Annotated in this window: 16 protein-coding genes and 1 rRNA gene; 12 read left to right on the top strand and 5 right to left on the bottom strand. The window is 72.1% G+C overall.

Annotated features, from left to right (window positions below; all coding sequences use genetic code 11):
- Window positions 1-87, top strand: a 5S ribosomal RNA gene (gene rrf / locus ACFV1L_RS32770); the annotation flags it as partial.
- A 113-nt stretch (window positions 88-200) separates the two neighbouring features.
- On the opposite strand, the gene ACFV1L_RS32765 is transcribed toward rrf, so the two are convergent.
- Window positions 201-974 (bottom strand): SDR family oxidoreductase, encoded by a 774-nt coding sequence (locus ACFV1L_RS32765; RefSeq protein ID WP_380373006.1) that lies wholly within the window; start codon window positions 972-974, stop codon window positions 201-203.
- A 97-nt stretch (window positions 975-1,071) separates the two neighbouring features.
- Between ACFV1L_RS32765 and ACFV1L_RS32760 the strand changes: the two genes are divergently transcribed.
- The 9 genes from ACFV1L_RS32760 to pstB all read left to right on the top strand — a co-directional run bounded on the left by ACFV1L_RS32760 (window position 1,072) and on the right by pstB (window position 11,486).
- Window positions 1,072-1,686 carry a TetR/AcrR family transcriptional regulator gene (locus ACFV1L_RS32760; protein WP_380373003.1) on the top strand — a complete coding sequence of 205 codons (615 nt, stop codon included), beginning with the start codon at window positions 1,072-1,074 and terminating at the stop codon, window positions 1,684-1,686.
- Window positions 1,687-1,736: 50 nt separating this feature from the next.
- Complete coding sequence (gene mshD / locus ACFV1L_RS32755) at window positions 1,737-2,657, top strand: mycothiol synthase (protein WP_380373000.1); 921 nt, start codon at window positions 1,737-1,739, stop codon at window positions 2,655-2,657.
- Between the two features lie 320 nt (window positions 2,658-2,977).
- Window positions 2,978-5,338, top strand: coding sequence for an RNA degradosome polyphosphate kinase (locus ACFV1L_RS32750; protein WP_380372998.1), 2,361 nt, complete (start codon window positions 2,978-2,980; stop codon window positions 5,336-5,338).
- Between the two features lie 92 nt (window positions 5,339-5,430).
- On the top strand, window positions 5,431-6,513 hold the full coding sequence (locus tag ACFV1L_RS32745; protein ID WP_380372996.1) for a CHAD domain-containing protein: 1,083 nt from the start codon (window positions 5,431-5,433) through the stop codon (window positions 6,511-6,513).
- A gap of 38 nt (window positions 6,514-6,551) precedes the next feature.
- Window positions 6,552-7,055, top strand: coding sequence for an NUDIX hydrolase (locus tag ACFV1L_RS32740; protein ID WP_380372994.1), 504 nt, complete (start codon window positions 6,552-6,554; stop codon window positions 7,053-7,055).
- A gap of 257 nt (window positions 7,056-7,312) precedes the next feature.
- The gene (gene pstS, locus ACFV1L_RS32735) at window positions 7,313-8,446 is read left to right on the top strand and encodes a phosphate ABC transporter substrate-binding protein PstS (protein ID WP_380372992.1); all 1,134 of its coding nucleotides are present in this window, start codon (window positions 7,313-7,315) and stop codon (window positions 8,444-8,446) included.
- A gap of 168 nt (window positions 8,447-8,614) precedes the next feature.
- Window positions 8,615-9,601, top strand: a complete 987-nt coding sequence (pstC, locus tag ACFV1L_RS32730; RefSeq protein WP_380372989.1) for a phosphate ABC transporter permease subunit PstC — start codon at window positions 8,615-8,617, stop codon at window positions 9,599-9,601.
- On the top strand, window positions 9,598-10,668 hold the full coding sequence (pstA, locus tag ACFV1L_RS32725) for a phosphate ABC transporter permease PstA (RefSeq protein WP_380372987.1): 1,071 nt from the start codon (window positions 9,598-9,600) through the stop codon (window positions 10,666-10,668). Before pstC ends, pstA begins: the two co-directional genes overlap by 4 nt.
- A gap of 41 nt (window positions 10,669-10,709) precedes the next feature.
- Entirely contained in the window at window positions 10,710-11,486 is a 777-nt protein-coding gene (gene pstB / locus ACFV1L_RS32720) for a phosphate ABC transporter ATP-binding protein PstB (RefSeq protein ID WP_380372985.1), read from the top strand.
- 154 nt (window positions 11,487-11,640) lie between these two features.
- Here the strand turns inward: pstB and ACFV1L_RS32715 are convergent, their stop codons facing one another.
- Both ACFV1L_RS32715 and ACFV1L_RS32710 read right to left on the bottom strand, forming a co-directional pair.
- Window positions 11,641-12,636: an anion permease gene (locus ACFV1L_RS32715; RefSeq protein ID WP_380372984.1), complete on the bottom strand. Its 996-nt coding sequence runs from the start codon at window positions 12,634-12,636 to the stop codon at window positions 11,641-11,643.
- A 5-nt stretch (window positions 12,637-12,641) separates the two neighbouring features.
- The gene (locus ACFV1L_RS32710) at window positions 12,642-13,262 is read right to left on the bottom strand and encodes a DUF47 domain-containing protein (RefSeq protein WP_035864866.1); all 621 of its coding nucleotides are present in this window, start codon (window positions 13,260-13,262) and stop codon (window positions 12,642-12,644) included.
- A 252-nt stretch (window positions 13,263-13,514) separates the two neighbouring features.
- Here ACFV1L_RS32710 and ACFV1L_RS32705 point away from each other — a divergent pair, with 252 nt between their 5' ends.
- Window positions 13,515-13,871, top strand: a complete 357-nt coding sequence (locus tag ACFV1L_RS32705; RefSeq protein ID WP_380372981.1) for a metal-sensitive transcriptional regulator — start codon at window positions 13,515-13,517, stop codon at window positions 13,869-13,871.
- Window positions 13,872-13,895: 24 nt separating this feature from the next.
- On the opposite strand, the gene ACFV1L_RS32700 is transcribed toward ACFV1L_RS32705, so the two are convergent.
- Both ACFV1L_RS32700 and ACFV1L_RS32695 read right to left on the bottom strand, forming a co-directional pair.
- Window positions 13,896-14,075, bottom strand: a complete 180-nt coding sequence (locus tag ACFV1L_RS32700) for a hypothetical protein (RefSeq protein ID WP_380372979.1) — start codon at window positions 14,073-14,075, stop codon at window positions 13,896-13,898.
- A gap of 133 nt (window positions 14,076-14,208) precedes the next feature.
- Entirely contained in the window at window positions 14,209-15,039 is an 831-nt protein-coding gene (locus tag ACFV1L_RS32695; RefSeq protein WP_380372976.1) for a hypothetical protein, read from the bottom strand.
- A 154-nt stretch (window positions 15,040-15,193) separates the two neighbouring features.
- On the opposite strand from ACFV1L_RS32695, the gene ACFV1L_RS32690 reads away from it, so the two are divergent.
- Entirely contained in the window at window positions 15,194-15,382 is a 189-nt protein-coding gene (locus tag ACFV1L_RS32690) for a hypothetical protein (RefSeq protein WP_380373011.1), read from the top strand.
- Window positions 15,383-15,412 lie beyond the last annotated feature (30 nt).

The following is a 15,412-nucleotide window of genomic DNA, read 5'->3' as shown; positions in this document are numbered from 1 at the left end:
GGTTACATTCCGAACCCGGAAGCTAAGCCTCACAGCGCCGATGGTACTGCAGGGGGGACCCTGTGGGAGAGTAGGACGCCGCCGAACAATTTTTCAGGGAAAGCCCTCCGCCTCACGGCGGGGGGCTTTCTCGCGTTTACAACCGGCTTCGGCGGGCCCGAATGCCCGGCGGGAGCCGGCGCACCGCGTGGCCGGTCGGGTCAGAGGTGCGAGCCGCCGGTGGCGTCGATGGTCTGGCCGGTGATCCAGCGGGCGTCGGGAGTGGCGAGGAAGGCCACGATGTCGGCGACGTCCGCCGGTTCGCCGACCCGGCCGAGTGCGGACAGGGCGGCGGCCCGGGCTTGGGCGGCGGGGTCGCCGCGGAGCCAGGAGGCGTTGGTGTCGGTGTCGACGACGCCGGGGCGGACGGAGTTGGCGGTGATGCCGCGGGCGCCGAGCTGGGCGGCGAGATTGAGGGTGAAGTTGTCGAGGGCGCCCTTGGTGGCGTTGTAGGCGATGATCTCGGGCATCGCGATGCGGGCGACGCCGCTGGAGATGTTGATGATGCGGCCGCCGTCGCGGAGGCGGGGCAGGGCCTGCTGGGTGATGAAGAACGGGGCGCGGACGTTGACCGCGAAGACCTCGTCGAACTCGTCCTCGGTGAGCTCGGCCAGGGCGGAGCTGCGGCCTATGCCGGCGTTGTTGACCAGGATGTCGAGCCCGCCGTCGGGGGCGTACTCGCGGCCGGCGCGGTCGTAGGCCTCCCAGAGGCGGGTGGCGTCGCCGTGGCTGCCGAGCGGGGCTTGGACCAGGAAGGCCCGGCCGCCGGCGGCGCGGATCCTGTCCTGGACGGTGGTGGCGGCCTCGCGGTCGCGGGCGTAGCCGATGGCGACGGTGGCTCCGTCCTGGGCGAGGCGCTCGGCGATGCCGCGGCCGATCCCGCGGGAGGCTCCGGTGACCAGGGCGATCTTGCCGTCAAGTGCACGTGCAGACATGGTGGTTGGCCCATCCATCAATTCTTGAGCGAGCGTTCAAGAAAGACCGTAGCACGGCCGGGGACCTTTATTGAGTGACCGCTCTAAAATGGTGGGCATGACGAGCACGGGGACGAGACGCGGCCGCCCGCCGGCCTTCGACCGGGCCGCGGTGCTGGCGGCGGCGACCAGGCTGTTCTGGGAGCGCGGCTACCAGCCGACCTCGGTGGGCGAGCTGACCGGCGCGATGGGCATCAAGCCGGGCAGCCTGTACGCGGCGTTCGGTGACAAGGAGTCCCTGTTCCGCGAGGTGGTCAAGGGCTACCAGCTGTCCCCGCCGGGCCAGTTCGTGGCGCTGGCGTTCGAGGAGGAGCCGACGGCCCGGGCCGCGTTCGCCCGCATCCTGCGCGACGCGGCCCGGATCTACACGGACCCGGAGCACCCGGCCGGCTGCCTGGTGATCAGCGCGGCGGCCAACGTGGCTGCCCAGGACGACGAGGTGGCGGTGTTCCTGCGGGACATGCGGGCCGCGAACCTGGCGCGCTTCGAGCAGCGGCTGTCCACCGCGAAGCGGCTCGGAGAACTGCCGCCGACCGCGGACCCGGCCGCGCTGGCCCGGTACTTCGGTGCGGTGCTGCAGGGCATGTCGCAACGGTCCAGGGACGGCGCCGACACGGCTGAGCTGACGGCGACGGCCGACCTCGCCATGCTGGCCTGGCCGCCGGCCGACTGACCGGGGCCGCGGCCTCCTGAAAGCCGCGCGGAGGACGTACGCTCGGCGGTATGCGTACTTCTGAGAGCACGTCAGGCGGGGGCAGGGTCGAGCGCGTCGAGACGCTGACGGCGGAGCAGGCCGGGGCGGTCCGGGGCCTGCTCGCCGAGGCGGCCCGGGTGGACGGCCGGGAGGCGGTCTCCGAGGCGGGCCGACTGCGCATCCGCCCGGACAGTCCCCGCCCGGGGGTGCGGCACCTGGTGCAGACCGCGGACGGGCGGGTGACGGGGTACGCCCAGGCCGAGGGCGCGGACCCGGGGACGGTGGAGCTGACGGTGGCACCGGCCGACCGCGGACGCGGGCTGGGCGGGGCACTGGTGCGTGCGGTGCTGGACGGCGCCGACGGCGAGCTGGACTTCTGGGCGCACGGCGGCCTGCCCGCCGCCCGACACCTGGCCGAGGTCCACGGGGCGGTGCTGGTGCGGGAGTTGCGGCAGATGCGGCGCACCGCCGAGGCGCCGGACGCGGTGTCGGTGCCGGCCGGCGTCGAGCTGCGGACCTTCGAGCCGGGCCGGGACGAGCAGGCCTGGCTGGCGCTCAACGCGCTGGCGTTCGCGCACCACCCGGAGCAGGGCTCCTGGACGGAGCAGGACCTGGCGGAGCGGATGGCCGAGCCGTGGTTCGACCCGAAGGGCTTCTTCCTGGCGGAGCGGGACGGCCGACTGGTCGGCTTCCACTGGACGAAGACCCAGCCGGACGGGCTGGGCGAGGTGTACGTGGTCGGCGTGGACCCGGCGGAGCAGGGCGGCGGCCTGGGCAGGGCGCTGACTGCGGTGGGGCTGCGGCACCTGATCCTGGAGCGCGGGCTGCCCACCGTCATGCTGTACGTGGACGCGGACAACGCGGCGGCCGTCCGGGTCTACGAGCGCCTCGGCTTCACCGTGCACGAGGTGGACCTGATGTACCGCTGGGCACCGTCGACCGGTCGCTGAGCCCTGGGCACCGGGGGCCCGTCGGGCGGGCGGACGGCCGGCGGTGGCGGGCGGACCGGGCCGTCCGGTACCAGCCACAGGGGTGACGGACTCAGCTTTCCTCCTGGCCATGCGGTGTTTACCGTGGATTCAATTGGCGCCGCGAAGATCACAGAATGTCGTCCGTATTGCCCCGTCCGCGTCACCGCTCCACCCGCCGCCCGGCCGGGCCGGTTCCGGCTGCGCCGGGCGGGTGGCCCTGGGTCGGCGAGGACGAGCAGCGGGCGGAGGCGTGCCCTTCGTCCCGCCGGGACCGCGTCCTGCAGGAGGAGCTGGAACCGATGAGCATCCCCCGCGTCTCCGATTCGGCCGAGGCTGACGCCGCGGCCGAGTCCAGCACCGAGCAGAAGCCGGCCGTCCGGTCCGGTGGGAAGGCCCGGACCCGGGCCGGCGGCAGGGCCGCGGCCAAGGAACCGGCGAGGGAGTCGAAGCCGCGCCCCAAGGCCCGGCCGGTCGAGCCGGAGCCGGCGGCCGAGCCGCCGGTGGTGCGGGCGGCGACCGCGCTGCCGGCCGCCGTGACGTCGGCGTTCGGCACGGGCGGTGCGGACGGGCGGGGGGCGGAGGAGGCGGAGTTGCCTCAGGGCCGGTTCCTGGACCGTGAGCGCAGCTGGCTGGCGTTCAACGAGCGGGTGCTCGAACTCGCCGAGGACCCGAACATCCCGCTGCTGGAGCGCACCAAGTTCCTGGCGATCTTCGCCTCGAACCTGGACGAGTTCTTCATGGTGCGGGTGGCCGGCCTGAAGCGCCGGATCGCCACCGGCGTCGCCCAGCGGTCGGCGTCCGGGCTGCAGCCGCGCGAGGTGCTGGACCTGATCTGGCGCCGGTCCCGGGAGCTGATGGCCCGTCATGCGGCCACGTTCCAGCAGGAGGTGCTGCCGGACCTGGCCGCCGAGGGCATCGAGGTGGTGCGCTGGGGAGACCTGGCGGAGAGCGAGCAGGCCCGGCTGCACACGCTGTTCCGGCAGCAGATCTTCCCCGTCCTGACGCCGCTGGCGGTGGACCCGGCGCACCCGTTCCCGTACATATCGGGACTCTCGCTGAATCTGGCCGTGGTGGTGCGCAACCCGGTGTCGGGGCACAAGCACTTCGCGCGGGTCAAGGTGCCGCAGTTGCTGTCGCGCTTCCTGGAGGCCTCGCCGCAGCGGTACGTGCCGCTGGAGGACGTGATGGGCGCGCACCTGGAGGAGCTGTTCCCGGGGATGGAGGTGCTCGCCCACCACGCGTTCCGGGTCACCCGCAACGAGGACCTGGAGGTCGAGGAGGACGACACCGAGAACATCCTGAAGGCGCTGGAGAAGGAGCTGATGCGGCGCCGCTTCGGCCCGCCGGTGCGCCTGGAGGTCGAGGAGTCGATCGACCCCTACATCCTGGACCTGCTGGTCCGGGAGCTGAACATCACCGAGGCGGAGGTCTTCCCGCTGCCCGGCCCGCTCGACCTGACCGGCCTGTTCGGCATCGCCGACCTGGACCGGCCCGAGCTGCGCTACCCCAAGTTCGTGGCGGGCACCGCGCGCGGCCTGATCGACGTCGAGTCCGCCTCGCAGCCGGACATCTTCGCCGCGATGCGCGAGCGGGACGTGCTGCTGCACCACCCGTACGACTCGTTCTCGACCTCCGTGCAGGCGTTCCTGGAGCAGGCCGCCGCGGACCCGCACGTGCTGGCGATCAAGCAGACGCTGTACCGCACCTCCGGCGACTCGCCGATCGTGGACGCGCTGATAGACGCCGCGGAGTCCGGCAAGCAGGTCCTGGTGCTGGTCGAGATCAAGGCGCGCTTCGACGAGCAGGCCAACATCAAGTGGGCCCGCAAGCTGGAGGAGGCCGGCTGCCACGTGGTCTACGGCCTGATCGGGCTGAAGACGCACTGCAAGCTGTCGCTGGTGGTCCGCCAGGAGGGCGACACGCTCCGCCGCTACTCGCACGTCGGCACCGGCAACTACCACCCGAAGACCGCCCGGCTGTACGAGGACCTGGGGCTGCTGACCTCGGACCCGCAGGTCGGCGCCGATCTGTCCGACCTGTTCAACCGGCTGTCCGGCTACTCGCGCCGCGAGTCCTACCGCCGGCTGCTGACCGCCCCGCGCGGGCTGCGGGACGGCCTGGTCGCCCGGATCAACGGCGAGATCGCCCACCACCGGGCCGGCCGGCCGGCGTTCGTCAAGCTCAAGGTCAACTCGATCGTCGACGAGGTCGTCATCGACGCGCTCTACCGGGCCTCCCGGGCTGGCGTGCCGGTGGACGTGTGGGTGCGGGGCATCTGCGCGATCCGGCCGGGCGTGCCGGGGCTGAGCGAGAACGTCCGGGTGCGCTCCATCCTCGGCCGGTTCCTGGAGCACTCCCGGGTCTTCGTGTTCGGCAACGGCGGCGACCCGGAGGTGTGGATCGGCAGCGCCGACATGATGCACCGCAACCTGGACCGCCGGATCGAGGCGCTGGTCCGGGTCACCGACCCGGCGCACCGGGCCGAACTCAACGGCCTGCTGGACCTCGGCATCTCCGACGAGACCGACTCCTGGCACCTCGGCCCGGACGGCGCCTGGATCCGTCACGCCCAGGACGCCGAGGGCCGCCCGCTGCGGCACGTCCAGGACCTGCTGATCGACTCACGCCGCCGCAACCGCGGCTCCGCCGCCGCGCGCTGAGCGGCACCCCGCCCGCGCCGGGAGCCCTCCCGGCGCGGGCGGCATGCAGCCCCGGGGCAGGCCCGGGGAGGAAATCGGGGAGAGCCACAGCCATGACCGATGCGCCGACGACGGTCCCGGTGGCGCGTGCCGCGACCGCCGGGGAGGTCCTTGCCGGCCACCTGACCGCCCAGGCGGGCGCGTTCCTGCGCGCCCTCCCGCAGGCGGTCGGCGAGGCGGGGTCCAGACCGGGCGCACTCCCGGCGTCGGCGCAGGCCGCGGACGACCTGCTGCGCGCGGTGCGCCGGATCGGCGGGGCGCTGCACACCTTCGCCGCGGTCTTCGACCCGGCCTGGGCGCAGGAGACCCGGAACGAACTGCGCTGGCTGATCGACCTGCTCGCCCAGGAACCCGGCTACCGGCGGCGCGCCGACCGGCTGCTCGGCGCCCTCGACTCGCTGGCCGACGCCACCCCCGAAGGACCCGGCATGCTGGCCGGCCACGCCGGCGCGCCCAAGGCCCGGGCCCTGCTGGAGCGCCAGCTGACGCTGGCCCGCGCCCGGGCGCACACCGCCCTGCTCCAGGAACTGCGCTCGGCCCGGCTGCACGCCCTGGCCGACCGGATGACGCTGCTGGCCGGCGAGGTGCCGCTGGTGCCGGCGGCCGCCGCCGAGCCGGCCGTGTCGCTGCTGCCGCAGACCGCGGCGGCGCTGGGCGCGCTCGCCGCCGCGGCCGAGCGGCTGCCGTGGCAGCGCGCCGCGCAGGCGTACGGCGGGGCGGGCCTGCACCGGCTGGGCGCGGCCCCGACGGAGCCCGGCACCGTGCCGCCGGCCCGCGCCGGGTCGTCCGCCGCCGACACGGCGGACGCGGCGCTGGCCGCCGACGACGCGCCGTGGCTGCGGGCCCGGATCCTGGTGAAGCGGGCCCGCTACGCGCTCGAGGTGTGCAACGCGCCGGACGGCGAACTGCTGGAGCTGGACCGGGTGCTGGGCCGCCACCAGGAGGCGTCCGACGCGGCGGCGACCGTCGCCACCGCGGCCCGCACGCCGCGCATCACCCCGGCGACGGCGTACGTGCTGGGCGTGGTGCACGCCGATCAGCGGCTCGACGTGGAGGCCGCCCGGTACGATTTCGGGCGCCAGTGGCCGGTGGTGGCGTCCGGGCTGGCCGGCCCGGCGGCAGTGGCGTCGGACTGAGCCCCCGTACCTCCGCCCGGATGGACCGCGTACCGCAGATGCCCGATCGCCCGTCACCGCCCGACCGCGACCGCTCCCGGTCGGGCGGTGCCCGCATCGACCGCCGACCGGCGGCAGGACCCCGGTCGACGGTGCTGGCGGCCGGCGCGGTGCTCTGGGTGCCGGGGCCGCTGCGCAAGGACGGCAGCCGGAAGAAGCCGCGGGTGGCGTTGGTGCACCGGCCCAAGTACGACGACTGGAGCCTCCCGAAGGGGAAGCTCGACCCGGGCGAGGGCTGGCGGGCCGCGGCGCTGCGCGAGGTCCGGGAGGAGACCGGGATGCACTGCGTGCTGGGCGCGGAACTGCCCGTCCAGCACTACCTGGCGCAGGGCCGGCCGAAGGAGGTCCGGTACTGGGCCGCGGTGCCGACCGGTGGCGCGTTTCGGCCGAACCGGGAGGTCGACCGCCTTGAATGGCTGCCGCCGCGGCGGGCCAAGGAACGGCTCACCCACCCCCGCGACCGGGTGCTGATCGACGCGCTGCTGGAACTGCTGCTCGGCTGAGCGCGGCGCGCGGTGCCGCCGGGGTGGTTCGCACCGCTCCGGTCGGGTGATCTGTCCGCGCCCGTCCCGTGACGCAACCGTTACTACTGGCCACGGATTCCTGACATCCGTCCGAGGTTCACTCCCCGTTCATTTGCGACGGGCTGACGCGTCACCTGTCCTGCCTAACTTCGGGGTTACCGGAGGGCCGGAAGGGCCCCGGACCACAGCAAATCCGGTCGTTCGGAGACCGGCATTGCCTCAGAAAGGGACACCCTGTGAACCTGCGGAACGGCCGCTCCAAGGCCCTCGCCATCGGTGCCGTCGCGCTCGTCTCCACGCTGTCGCTCTCCGCTTGCGGCACGGACGACAACTCCAAGACCACCGGGACCGGCTCCTCCTCCGGCGCGGCCCCCGCTGCCAAGATCGCCTGCGCCGACAAGGGCGGCCAGCTGCTCGCGGCCGGTTCCACCGCGCAGACCCCGGCGATCGACGTCTGGAAGGCCGCGTACAGCGCCGCCTGCTCCACCACCAGCATCACCTACAGCGGTGGCGGCTCCGGTGCCGGTGTCACCCAGTTCAACCAGGGCAAGATCGCCTTCGCGGGTTCCGACGGCGCCCTGAAGCCGGCCGAGATCGACGCCTCGAAGGCGGTCTGCACCGGCGGCCAGGGCATCGACCTGCCGATGGTCGGCGGCCTGATCTCGATCGTCTTCAACGTCGAGGGTGTCGACAAGCTGGTCCTGGACGGTCCGACCCTGGCCAAGATCTTCGACTCGCAGATCACCAAGTGGAACGCCCCGGAGATCGCCGCGCTGAACCCGGGCGTGAACCTGCCGGCCGCCGACATCCAGGCGATCCACCGCTCGGAGGACTCCGGCACCACCCAGAACCTGACCGCCTACCTCGGCAAGGCCGGCGGCGGTGCCTGGAAGTACCCGGCCGCCAAGTCCTGGTCCGGCCAGGGCGGCCAGTCCGCGAACGGCTCCGCCGGTGTCGCGGCCCAGGTCAAGCAGGTCAAGAACTCGATCTCCTACGTCGAGCTGTCCTACGCCCAGACCAACAAGCTGAACAGCGCCGCCATCGCCACCGGTGCCTCCAAGCCGGTCGAGGCCACCGCCGCCAACGCCGCCACCACCCTGGCCAACGCCAAGATCGTCGGCAAGGGCGCGGACATGGCGCTGGACATCGACTACGCGACCAAGGCCGAGGGCGCCTACCCGCTGACCCTGGTCACCTACGAGATCGTCTGCGACAAGGGCAACAAGGCCGACACCCTGCCCGGCCTGAAGTCCTTCCTGACCTACACCGTGAGCGACGAGGGCCAGCAGGCCATCGGCGCGGTCGGCTACGTGCCGCTGCCGAAGGAGCTCGCGGGCAAGGTCAAGACCCAGATCGACGCCCTCGCCTGAGGCTGAGCGACGACCGGCCGGGCGGCCCCCGTAGGAGGGGGAGGGGCCGCCCGGCCGGGCCACGCGTCGACCGCACCACCCGCACCACCCACCACCAGAACGTCCGGGGCACCGCCGCCATGGTGCCGCCCTCCGCGGGGCAGCGCCGCCAGACCGGAGTAAACGATCATGACTTCTGCTTCCCCCGCCGAGGTGCGGGGACAGACCCCACGACGACGCCGGGGCGACAGCCGCCGCGGTGACAGCATCTTCTTCAACCTCTCCCGCGGAGCGGGCGTCCTGCTGCTGGTCATCATGGCCGCCATCGCGGGCTTCCTCGCCTACCGCTCCGCCCTCGCCCTGGGCAAGAACGAGGGCAACTTCCTCACCACCTTCGAGTGGACGCCGGACGCCGCCAAGCCGGTGTTCGGCATCGCCGTGCTCACCTTCGGCACCCTGGTCAGCGCGGTCATCGCGATGGTCATCGCGGTCCCGATCGCGGTCGGCATCGCGCTGTTCATCTCGCACTACGCGCCGCGCCGGATCGCCCAGCCGTTCGCCTACCTGGTGGACCTGCTGGCCGCCGTCCCCTCGATCGTCTACGGCCTGTGGGGCGTGCTGTTCCTGGTCCCGCACATGGACGGCCTGACCAGCTGGATGGACCAGTACCTCGGCTGGACGTACGTCTTCAGCCAGTCCAGCTCCGGCGTCCCGCCGCGCAACCTGTTCACCGTCGGCATCCTGCTGGCGATCATGGTGCTGCCGATCATCACCGCGGTCACCCGCGAGGTGTTCCGGCAGGTCCCGCGGATGCACGAGGAGGCGGCGCTCGCGCTCGGCGCGACCCGCTGGGAGATGATCCGCACCGCGGTGCTGCCGTTCGGCCGCCCCGGCATCATCTCCGCGTCGATGCTCGGCCTGGGCCGCGCGCTCGGCGAGACCATCGCCGTCGCCACTGTGCTGTCCACCAACAGCAAGCTGTCGCTGCACCTGCTCGACCCGGGCGGCGGCACCTTCGCCGAGAACATCGCGCTGAAGTTCAACGAGGCCCAGCCGCTCGGCCGGGACGCCCTGATGGCCTCCGGCCTCGTCCTGTTCGTGATCACCCTGCTGGTGAACGGTGCCGCCCGCGTCATCATCGCCCGCCGCAAGGAGTACTCGGGGGCCGCCGCGTGACCGCCATCGACACCGTCACCGCCCCGCCGCTCGGCCAGCGGCTGACCGCCGCCCGGCTGCCCCGCTGGGCGCCCGCCGGGATCACCGTTGCCTCGACAGCCGTCGGCTGCGGCATCGGCGCCGCCGCCGGACTCCGGAGCCACCTGCAGTGGGGCCTGATCTCCGCGCTGGTCTTCCTGGTCGCGAGCTACGCCGCTTCGGCCGCCGTCGAGGGCCGCCGGCAGGCCAAGGACCGCTTCGCCACCTCGCTGGTCTGGGTCGCCTTCATCTGCGCCGTGGTGCCGCTGGTCTCGCTGACCTTCTACACCGTGCAGCAGGGCCTCGGAGCGATCAGCCCCGAGTTCCTGACCCACTCGATGAAGGGCGTCGTCGCCACCCTCAGCCCGGACGGCGGCATCTACCACGCCATCATCGGCACCATCGAGCAGGTCCTGCTGGCCACCCTGATCGCCGCGCCGATCGGCCTGCTCACCGCCGTCTACCTGGTGGAGTACGGCCGCGGCCGGCTCGCCAAGGCGGTCACCTTCTTCGTCGACGTGATGACCGGCATCCCGTCGGTCGTCGCCGGTCTGTTCATCCTCTCGCTCTGGAACATCCTGCTCGGCTTCGAGTACTCCGGTTTCTCCGGCAGCCTCGCGCTGGCGATCCTGATGATGCCGGTCGTGGTCCGCTCGACCGAGGAGATGCTCAAGCTCGTCCCGAACGAGCTGCGCGAGGCCTCGTACGCGCTCGGCGTGCCGCGCTGGAAGACCATCCTGCGGATCGTCCTCCCGACGGCCATCGGCGGAATCACCACCGGTGTGATGCTGGCGGTCGCCCGCATCACCGGCGAGACCGCCCCCGTGATGATGCTGGTGTTCGGTGCCGACTTCATCAACAGCGACCCGTTCAACGGACCCCAGCAGTCGCTGCCGCTCTACATCTGGCAGCAGTACTCGCAGGTCAACAACGACTTCGGCTACTCGCGCGCCTGGGGCGCCGCACTGGTGCTGATCGCCTTCGTGATGGGCCTCAACCTCATCGCCCGGGGCATCGCGCGCTGGCGCTCGCCCAAGGGCGGACGCTGACACCGACTGACGTACGAACAGACGAGAGAAGACGAAAGATCATGGCCAAGCGCATCGACGTCAGCGGACTGTCCGCCTACTACGGCTCCACCCGCGCCATCGAGGACATCTCGATGACCATCGAGCCCCGCTCCGTGACCGCCTTCATCGGCCCCTCCGGCTGCGGCAAGTCCACCTTCCTGCGCACCCTCAACCGGATGCACGAGGTGATCCCCGGCGCCCGCGTCGAGGGCAAGGTGATGCTCGACGACGAGAACCTGTACGGCTCGAACGTCGACCCGGTCGCCGTCCGCCGCTCGGTCGGCATGGTGTTCCAGCGGCCCAACCCGTTCCCCACCATGTCGATCTACGACAACGTGGTGGCCGGCCTGAAGCTGGCCGGCGTGAAGAAGAAGTCCGTCCTGGACGGCGTGGTGGAGAAGTCCCTGCAGGGCGCCAACCTGTGGAACGAGGTCAAGGACCGCCTGAACAAGCCCGGCGCGGGCCTGTCCGGCGGCCAGCAGCAGCGCCTGTGCATCGCCCGGGCGATCGCCGTCGAGCCCGAGGTGCTGCTGATGGACGAGCCCTGCTCGGCCCTCGACCCGATCTCCACCCTGGCCATCGAGGACCTGATCGGCGAGCTGAAGTCGCAGTTCACCATCGTGATCGTGACCCACAACATGCAGCAGGCGGCGCGCGTCTCCGACCGGACCGCGTTCTTCAACCTGGCGGGCGTCGGCCAGCCCGGCAAGCTGATCGAGCTGGACGACACCCAGCGGATCTTCTCCAACCCGTCGGTGCAGGCCACCGAGGACTACATCTCCGGCCGCTTCGGCTGACCGGGCCCCGCGCCGGGCGGCCCCGCCCCCGGCGCGGAGCGCACGAGCTGCTCCGCGGTGCTGCATGGCGGTGCCGCCGCGGAGCCGACGAAGGGCCCGCCCCCGTGCTGTGGGGGCGGGCCCTTCCGCCGTCGTGCCGTGGAACGCCGTGCGGTCAGAGCACGATCAGGTTGACGATGCCGAACATCGCGGCCGCCACGATCGCGGCCGCCGGCATGGTGATGAACCAGCCCATCACGATGTTTTTCGCCACCCCCCAGCGGACCGCGCGGACCCGCTTGGTGGCGCCCACGCCCATGATCGCCGAGGTGATCACGTGGGTGGTGGAGATCGGCGCCGCGTAGACGAACGAGGTGACGTACATGACCGCGGAGGCGGTCGCCTCGGCGGCGAAGCCCTGCGGCGGGTCCAGCTCGATGATCTTGCGGCCGAGGGTGCGCATGATCCGCCAGCCGCCCGCGTAGGTGCCCAGCGAGAGCATCGCGGCGCAGGAGATCTTCACCCAGATCGGGATGCCGTTGCCGGACTGGTGGCCGGAGATGGTCAGCGCCATCACCACGATGCCCATGGTCTTCTGGGCGTCCTGCAGGCCGTGCGCCAGCGCCATCGCGGCCGCCGAGGCGGTCTGCGCCACCCGGAAGTTGCGCTTGGCCTTGTGCGGGTTGGTCCGCCGGAAGATCCACAGGATCGCCAGCATCACCAGGAAACCGCCGACCAGGCCGACCACCGGCGAGACGATCATCGGAATGATGATCTTCTCGACCACGCCGTGCCAGACCACCTCGGTGCCGCCGGCCAGCGCCGCGCCCACCATGCCGCCGAACAGCGCGTGCGAGGAGGACGACGGCAGGCCGAAGTACCAGGTCACCAGGTTCCAGGCGATCGCCCCGACCAGGGCCGCGAACAGGATCGCCATGCCCTTGCTGCCGGTCGGGGTCTCGATGATCCCCTCGGAGACGGTCTTCGCCACCCCGCTGCCGAGGAAGGCGCCCGCCAGGTTCATCACCGCGGCCATCGCCAGCGCCGCCCGCGGGGTCAGCGCCCGGGTGGAGACCGAGGTGGCGATCGCGTTCGCGGAGTCGTGGAAGCCGTTCGTGTAAGTGAAGAAGAAAGCGACGCCGATGACGACGATCAGTGCTGCCATGTCCACGGAGCTCAGGACTCCTTGACGGCGATGGTCTCCACCGTGTTGGCCACGTGCTCGAACGCGTCGGCGGCCTCTTCGAGGACGTCCACCACCTGCTTGAGCTTCAGCACCTCGATCGCCTCGTACTGGCCGGAGAACAGGTGGGCCAGCAGCTTGCGGTGGATCTGGTCCGCCTGGTTCTCCAGCCGGTTGACCTCGATCCAGTACTCGGTGAGGTTCGACATCGACCGCAGGTTCGGCATCGCCTCGGCGGTCAGCTCGGCGGCCCTGGCCAGCACCTCGATCTGCTGCTCGATGCCCTTCGGGAGGGTCTCGATGTCGTACAGCACGACCAGGTCGACGGCCTCCTCCATGAAGTCCATGATGTCGTCCAGCGAGGACGCCAGCGTGTAGATGTCCTCCCGGTCGAACGGGGTGATGAACGAGGAGTTCAGCTGGTGGAAGATCGCATGGGTGGTGTCGTCCCCGGCGTGCTCGGCGGCGCGCATGCGCTCGACGATCTCCGCGCGGGCGGACACGTCCGAGCCCAGTAGTTCCAGCAGGAGCTTCGATCCGACGACAAGGTTCTCCGCCGCGGCGGCGAACATGTCGTAGAAGCTCGTCTCCTTCGGGGTCAGGCTAAAACGCACGGAAATCTCCGATGTGCGGGGTCGGTACTTGACGATGCTAGGCGCACGTCCGTCGTGCCCGGGCACGGGGTTGCCGACGCGCGCCCTAAGTGTGTCCCACGACACGCCGGTTTGCGCCCGCTCTGCACGGGGATCTCTGTGCTGACGCCCGGACGGCGGAACACCGGACCGGGGCCGGATGTTGGAAACTGGGGGCATCTCCCGGCCGAGAGCCGGGGGAGGGCCGAGACCGAGACCAAGAGGGCGGACCGGATGACCACCATCGACACCCCCAGCACCGACACCGCACCGGCGTGCCACGGCTCGGCCCACGGCGACGGGCCGCACGGCTACAGCGGCGACAAGGAAGCGCACCTGAAGCGGCTGCGCCGGATCGAGGGTCAGATCCGCGGCCTGCAGCGCATGGTCGACGAGGACGTCTACTGCATCGACATCCTCACCCAGGTCTCCGCCTCCACCAAGGCCCTGCAGTCCTTCGCACTGTCCCTGCTGGAGGAGCACCTGCGGCACTGCGTCGCCGCGGCCGCCGCCGCGGAGGACGGCGGCGAGGAGCTGAACGCCAAGGTCACCGAGGCCAGCGCGGCCATCGCGCGCCTGCTGCGCACCTGACGACGGCCCGTCCCTGACGTCCGGTCAGCCGCCCGCGACGGGCGGCTGACCGTCGTCCCCGCGCAGCAGCACCTCGTCGATCTGCTCGGCGGCCAGCCGGTCGGCGTGGCTGGCCGAGGCGGCGATCATCAGCTCGCCGGCCAGGTCGATCTCGTCCAGTGCGGTTCGGTCGTGGCCGCCGGTGCCGCTCTCCCCGGTCGCCATCTGGCCTCCACCCCTTCCACGCCCCGTCGGTGCCCCGGCCCGCCTGCCCCGCCCCCGTACCAGCCTAGGCAGCGGGCGGCCCGGCCACATGGCACGGACGGGCCATCTCTGGTGTCCGAAACGGGTGGGACCGTCACTGCGGGGAGGGTGAGGCCTTCATCGAGTACAGGTCGGCGGCGGGCGGCTCGGCGGCCTCCACCGGCTTGCCGAAGTCGTTCAGCGACAGCACGGAGACCACCTTCACCTGGTCCTTCGCGGCGGTGGACCCGGCCACCCCGGCGAAGGTGAAGTTCTCCACCACCTTGTGCAGCCGGCCCTGCGCGTCCAGCCAGGCCTCGTACGGGACCTCCTTGACCGTGAAGGTCTGCGCGGCCGCCCGCAGGCCGTCCGCGCCGCGGCCGCCCGTCGCGTCGGCGGCCTTGGCGAGGTCCAGGACGCCCTTGTAGTGCTTCAGCTCCACGCCGTTCACCGTCTCGGAGCCGACCAGCTCGGCGGTCTGCGCGCCGCGCAGCGCGCCCGCCGCCGACGCCGGGTCGGTGGCACCGGTGCTCACCAGGTTGCCGTCCGGGAGCTGGCGGACGTCCAGCTTGACCCACTTGCCCTCGGGGATCTTGGCGGCGCTGTTCTGCAGGTAGACCGTGCCGGGCAGGACCACCTCGGTGATCTTCCCCGGGGCGGCGGCGCCCGCCGGGACGTCGATCTCCAGCCGGCCCAGCCGCTTCACGTAGTCGTAGCCGCCGGTGCCGTGGAACACCGTCTTCTTCTCCGCGGACTCGGTGGTCAGCTCGGTGGCGGCGTGCGCCGAACCGGTGCGGCCGGTGATGTCGGCGGCGGACCGCACCGCCGTCAGCGGGTCCGCGGACAGCTGGTCGGCCGAGCCGCCCTGGGGCTGCCCGCCGCCGCTGCAGGCGGACAGCACGGTGACGAGCACGGCCGCGGCGGCGGCCCGGTTGAGCATCTTCACGTTCGACAACCCCCTGGGCCCCGGACGACCCGGCAAGCAGCCGCCCCGGATGGACAGCGCGCCTGCCCGGCAAACGAGTTGGGGCGGGGAAGGTTACGCCCGACCCGTGGACGCGCGTACCGCCGCGCCGCCCGGGCGGGTTACCGTGAGGGACGTGGCAGACCAGCGGCCGGAGACCACCGGCGTGGCAGCGCGGACCGACCATCGGACCGAGGTGGCGGAGCGCGGCTCCTTCTGCTTCGCCCAGTGCAGTTGCGGCTGGTTCGCCCCCGCGCGGCGCTCCCGCGACAAGGCCCGGCGGGACGCCGCCGAACACCGCGACGACCCGGACCGGGCCGACTGACCGTCAGCGGCCCGGCCGCCGGTGCGACGG

This window comes from Kitasatospora sp. NPDC059646, from assembly GCF_042734615.1.
Classification (GTDB): domain Bacteria; phylum Actinomycetota; class Actinomycetes; order Streptomycetales; family Streptomycetaceae; genus Kitasatospora.
Note: the sequence above shows the minus strand (reverse complement) of the source record. Positions and strands in the feature narration are given on the sequence as shown.

Excerpts from the sequence above, each read along its gene's own strand:
- ACFV1L_RS32765 (WP_380373006.1), bottom strand. The coding sequence starts at position 974 with ATGTCTGCACGTGCACTTGACGGCAAGATCGCCCTGGTCACCGGAGCC.
- ACFV1L_RS32760 (WP_380373003.1), top strand. The coding sequence starts at position 1,072 with ATGACGAGCACGGGGACGAGACGCGGCCGCCCGCCGGCCTTCGACCGG.
- mshD (WP_380373000.1), top strand. The coding sequence starts at position 1,737 with ATGCGTACTTCTGAGAGCACGTCAGGCGGGGGCAGGGTCGAGCGCGTC.
- ACFV1L_RS32750 (WP_380372998.1), top strand. The coding sequence starts at position 2,978 with ATGAGCATCCCCCGCGTCTCCGATTCGGCCGAGGCTGACGCCGCGGCC.
- ACFV1L_RS32745 (WP_380372996.1), top strand. The coding sequence starts at position 5,431 with ATGACCGATGCGCCGACGACGGTCCCGGTGGCGCGTGCCGCGACCGCC.
- ACFV1L_RS32740 (WP_380372994.1), top strand. The coding sequence starts at position 6,552 with ATGCCCGATCGCCCGTCACCGCCCGACCGCGACCGCTCCCGGTCGGGC.
- pstC (WP_380372989.1), top strand. The coding sequence starts at position 8,615 with ATGACTTCTGCTTCCCCCGCCGAGGTGCGGGGACAGACCCCACGACGA.
- pstB (WP_380372985.1), top strand. The coding sequence starts at position 10,710 with ATGGCCAAGCGCATCGACGTCAGCGGACTGTCCGCCTACTACGGCTCC.
- ACFV1L_RS32705 (WP_380372981.1), top strand. The coding sequence starts at position 13,515 with ATGACCACCATCGACACCCCCAGCACCGACACCGCACCGGCGTGCCAC.
- ACFV1L_RS32700 (WP_380372979.1), bottom strand. The coding sequence starts at position 14,075 with ATGGCGACCGGGGAGAGCGGCACCGGCGGCCACGACCGAACCGCACTG.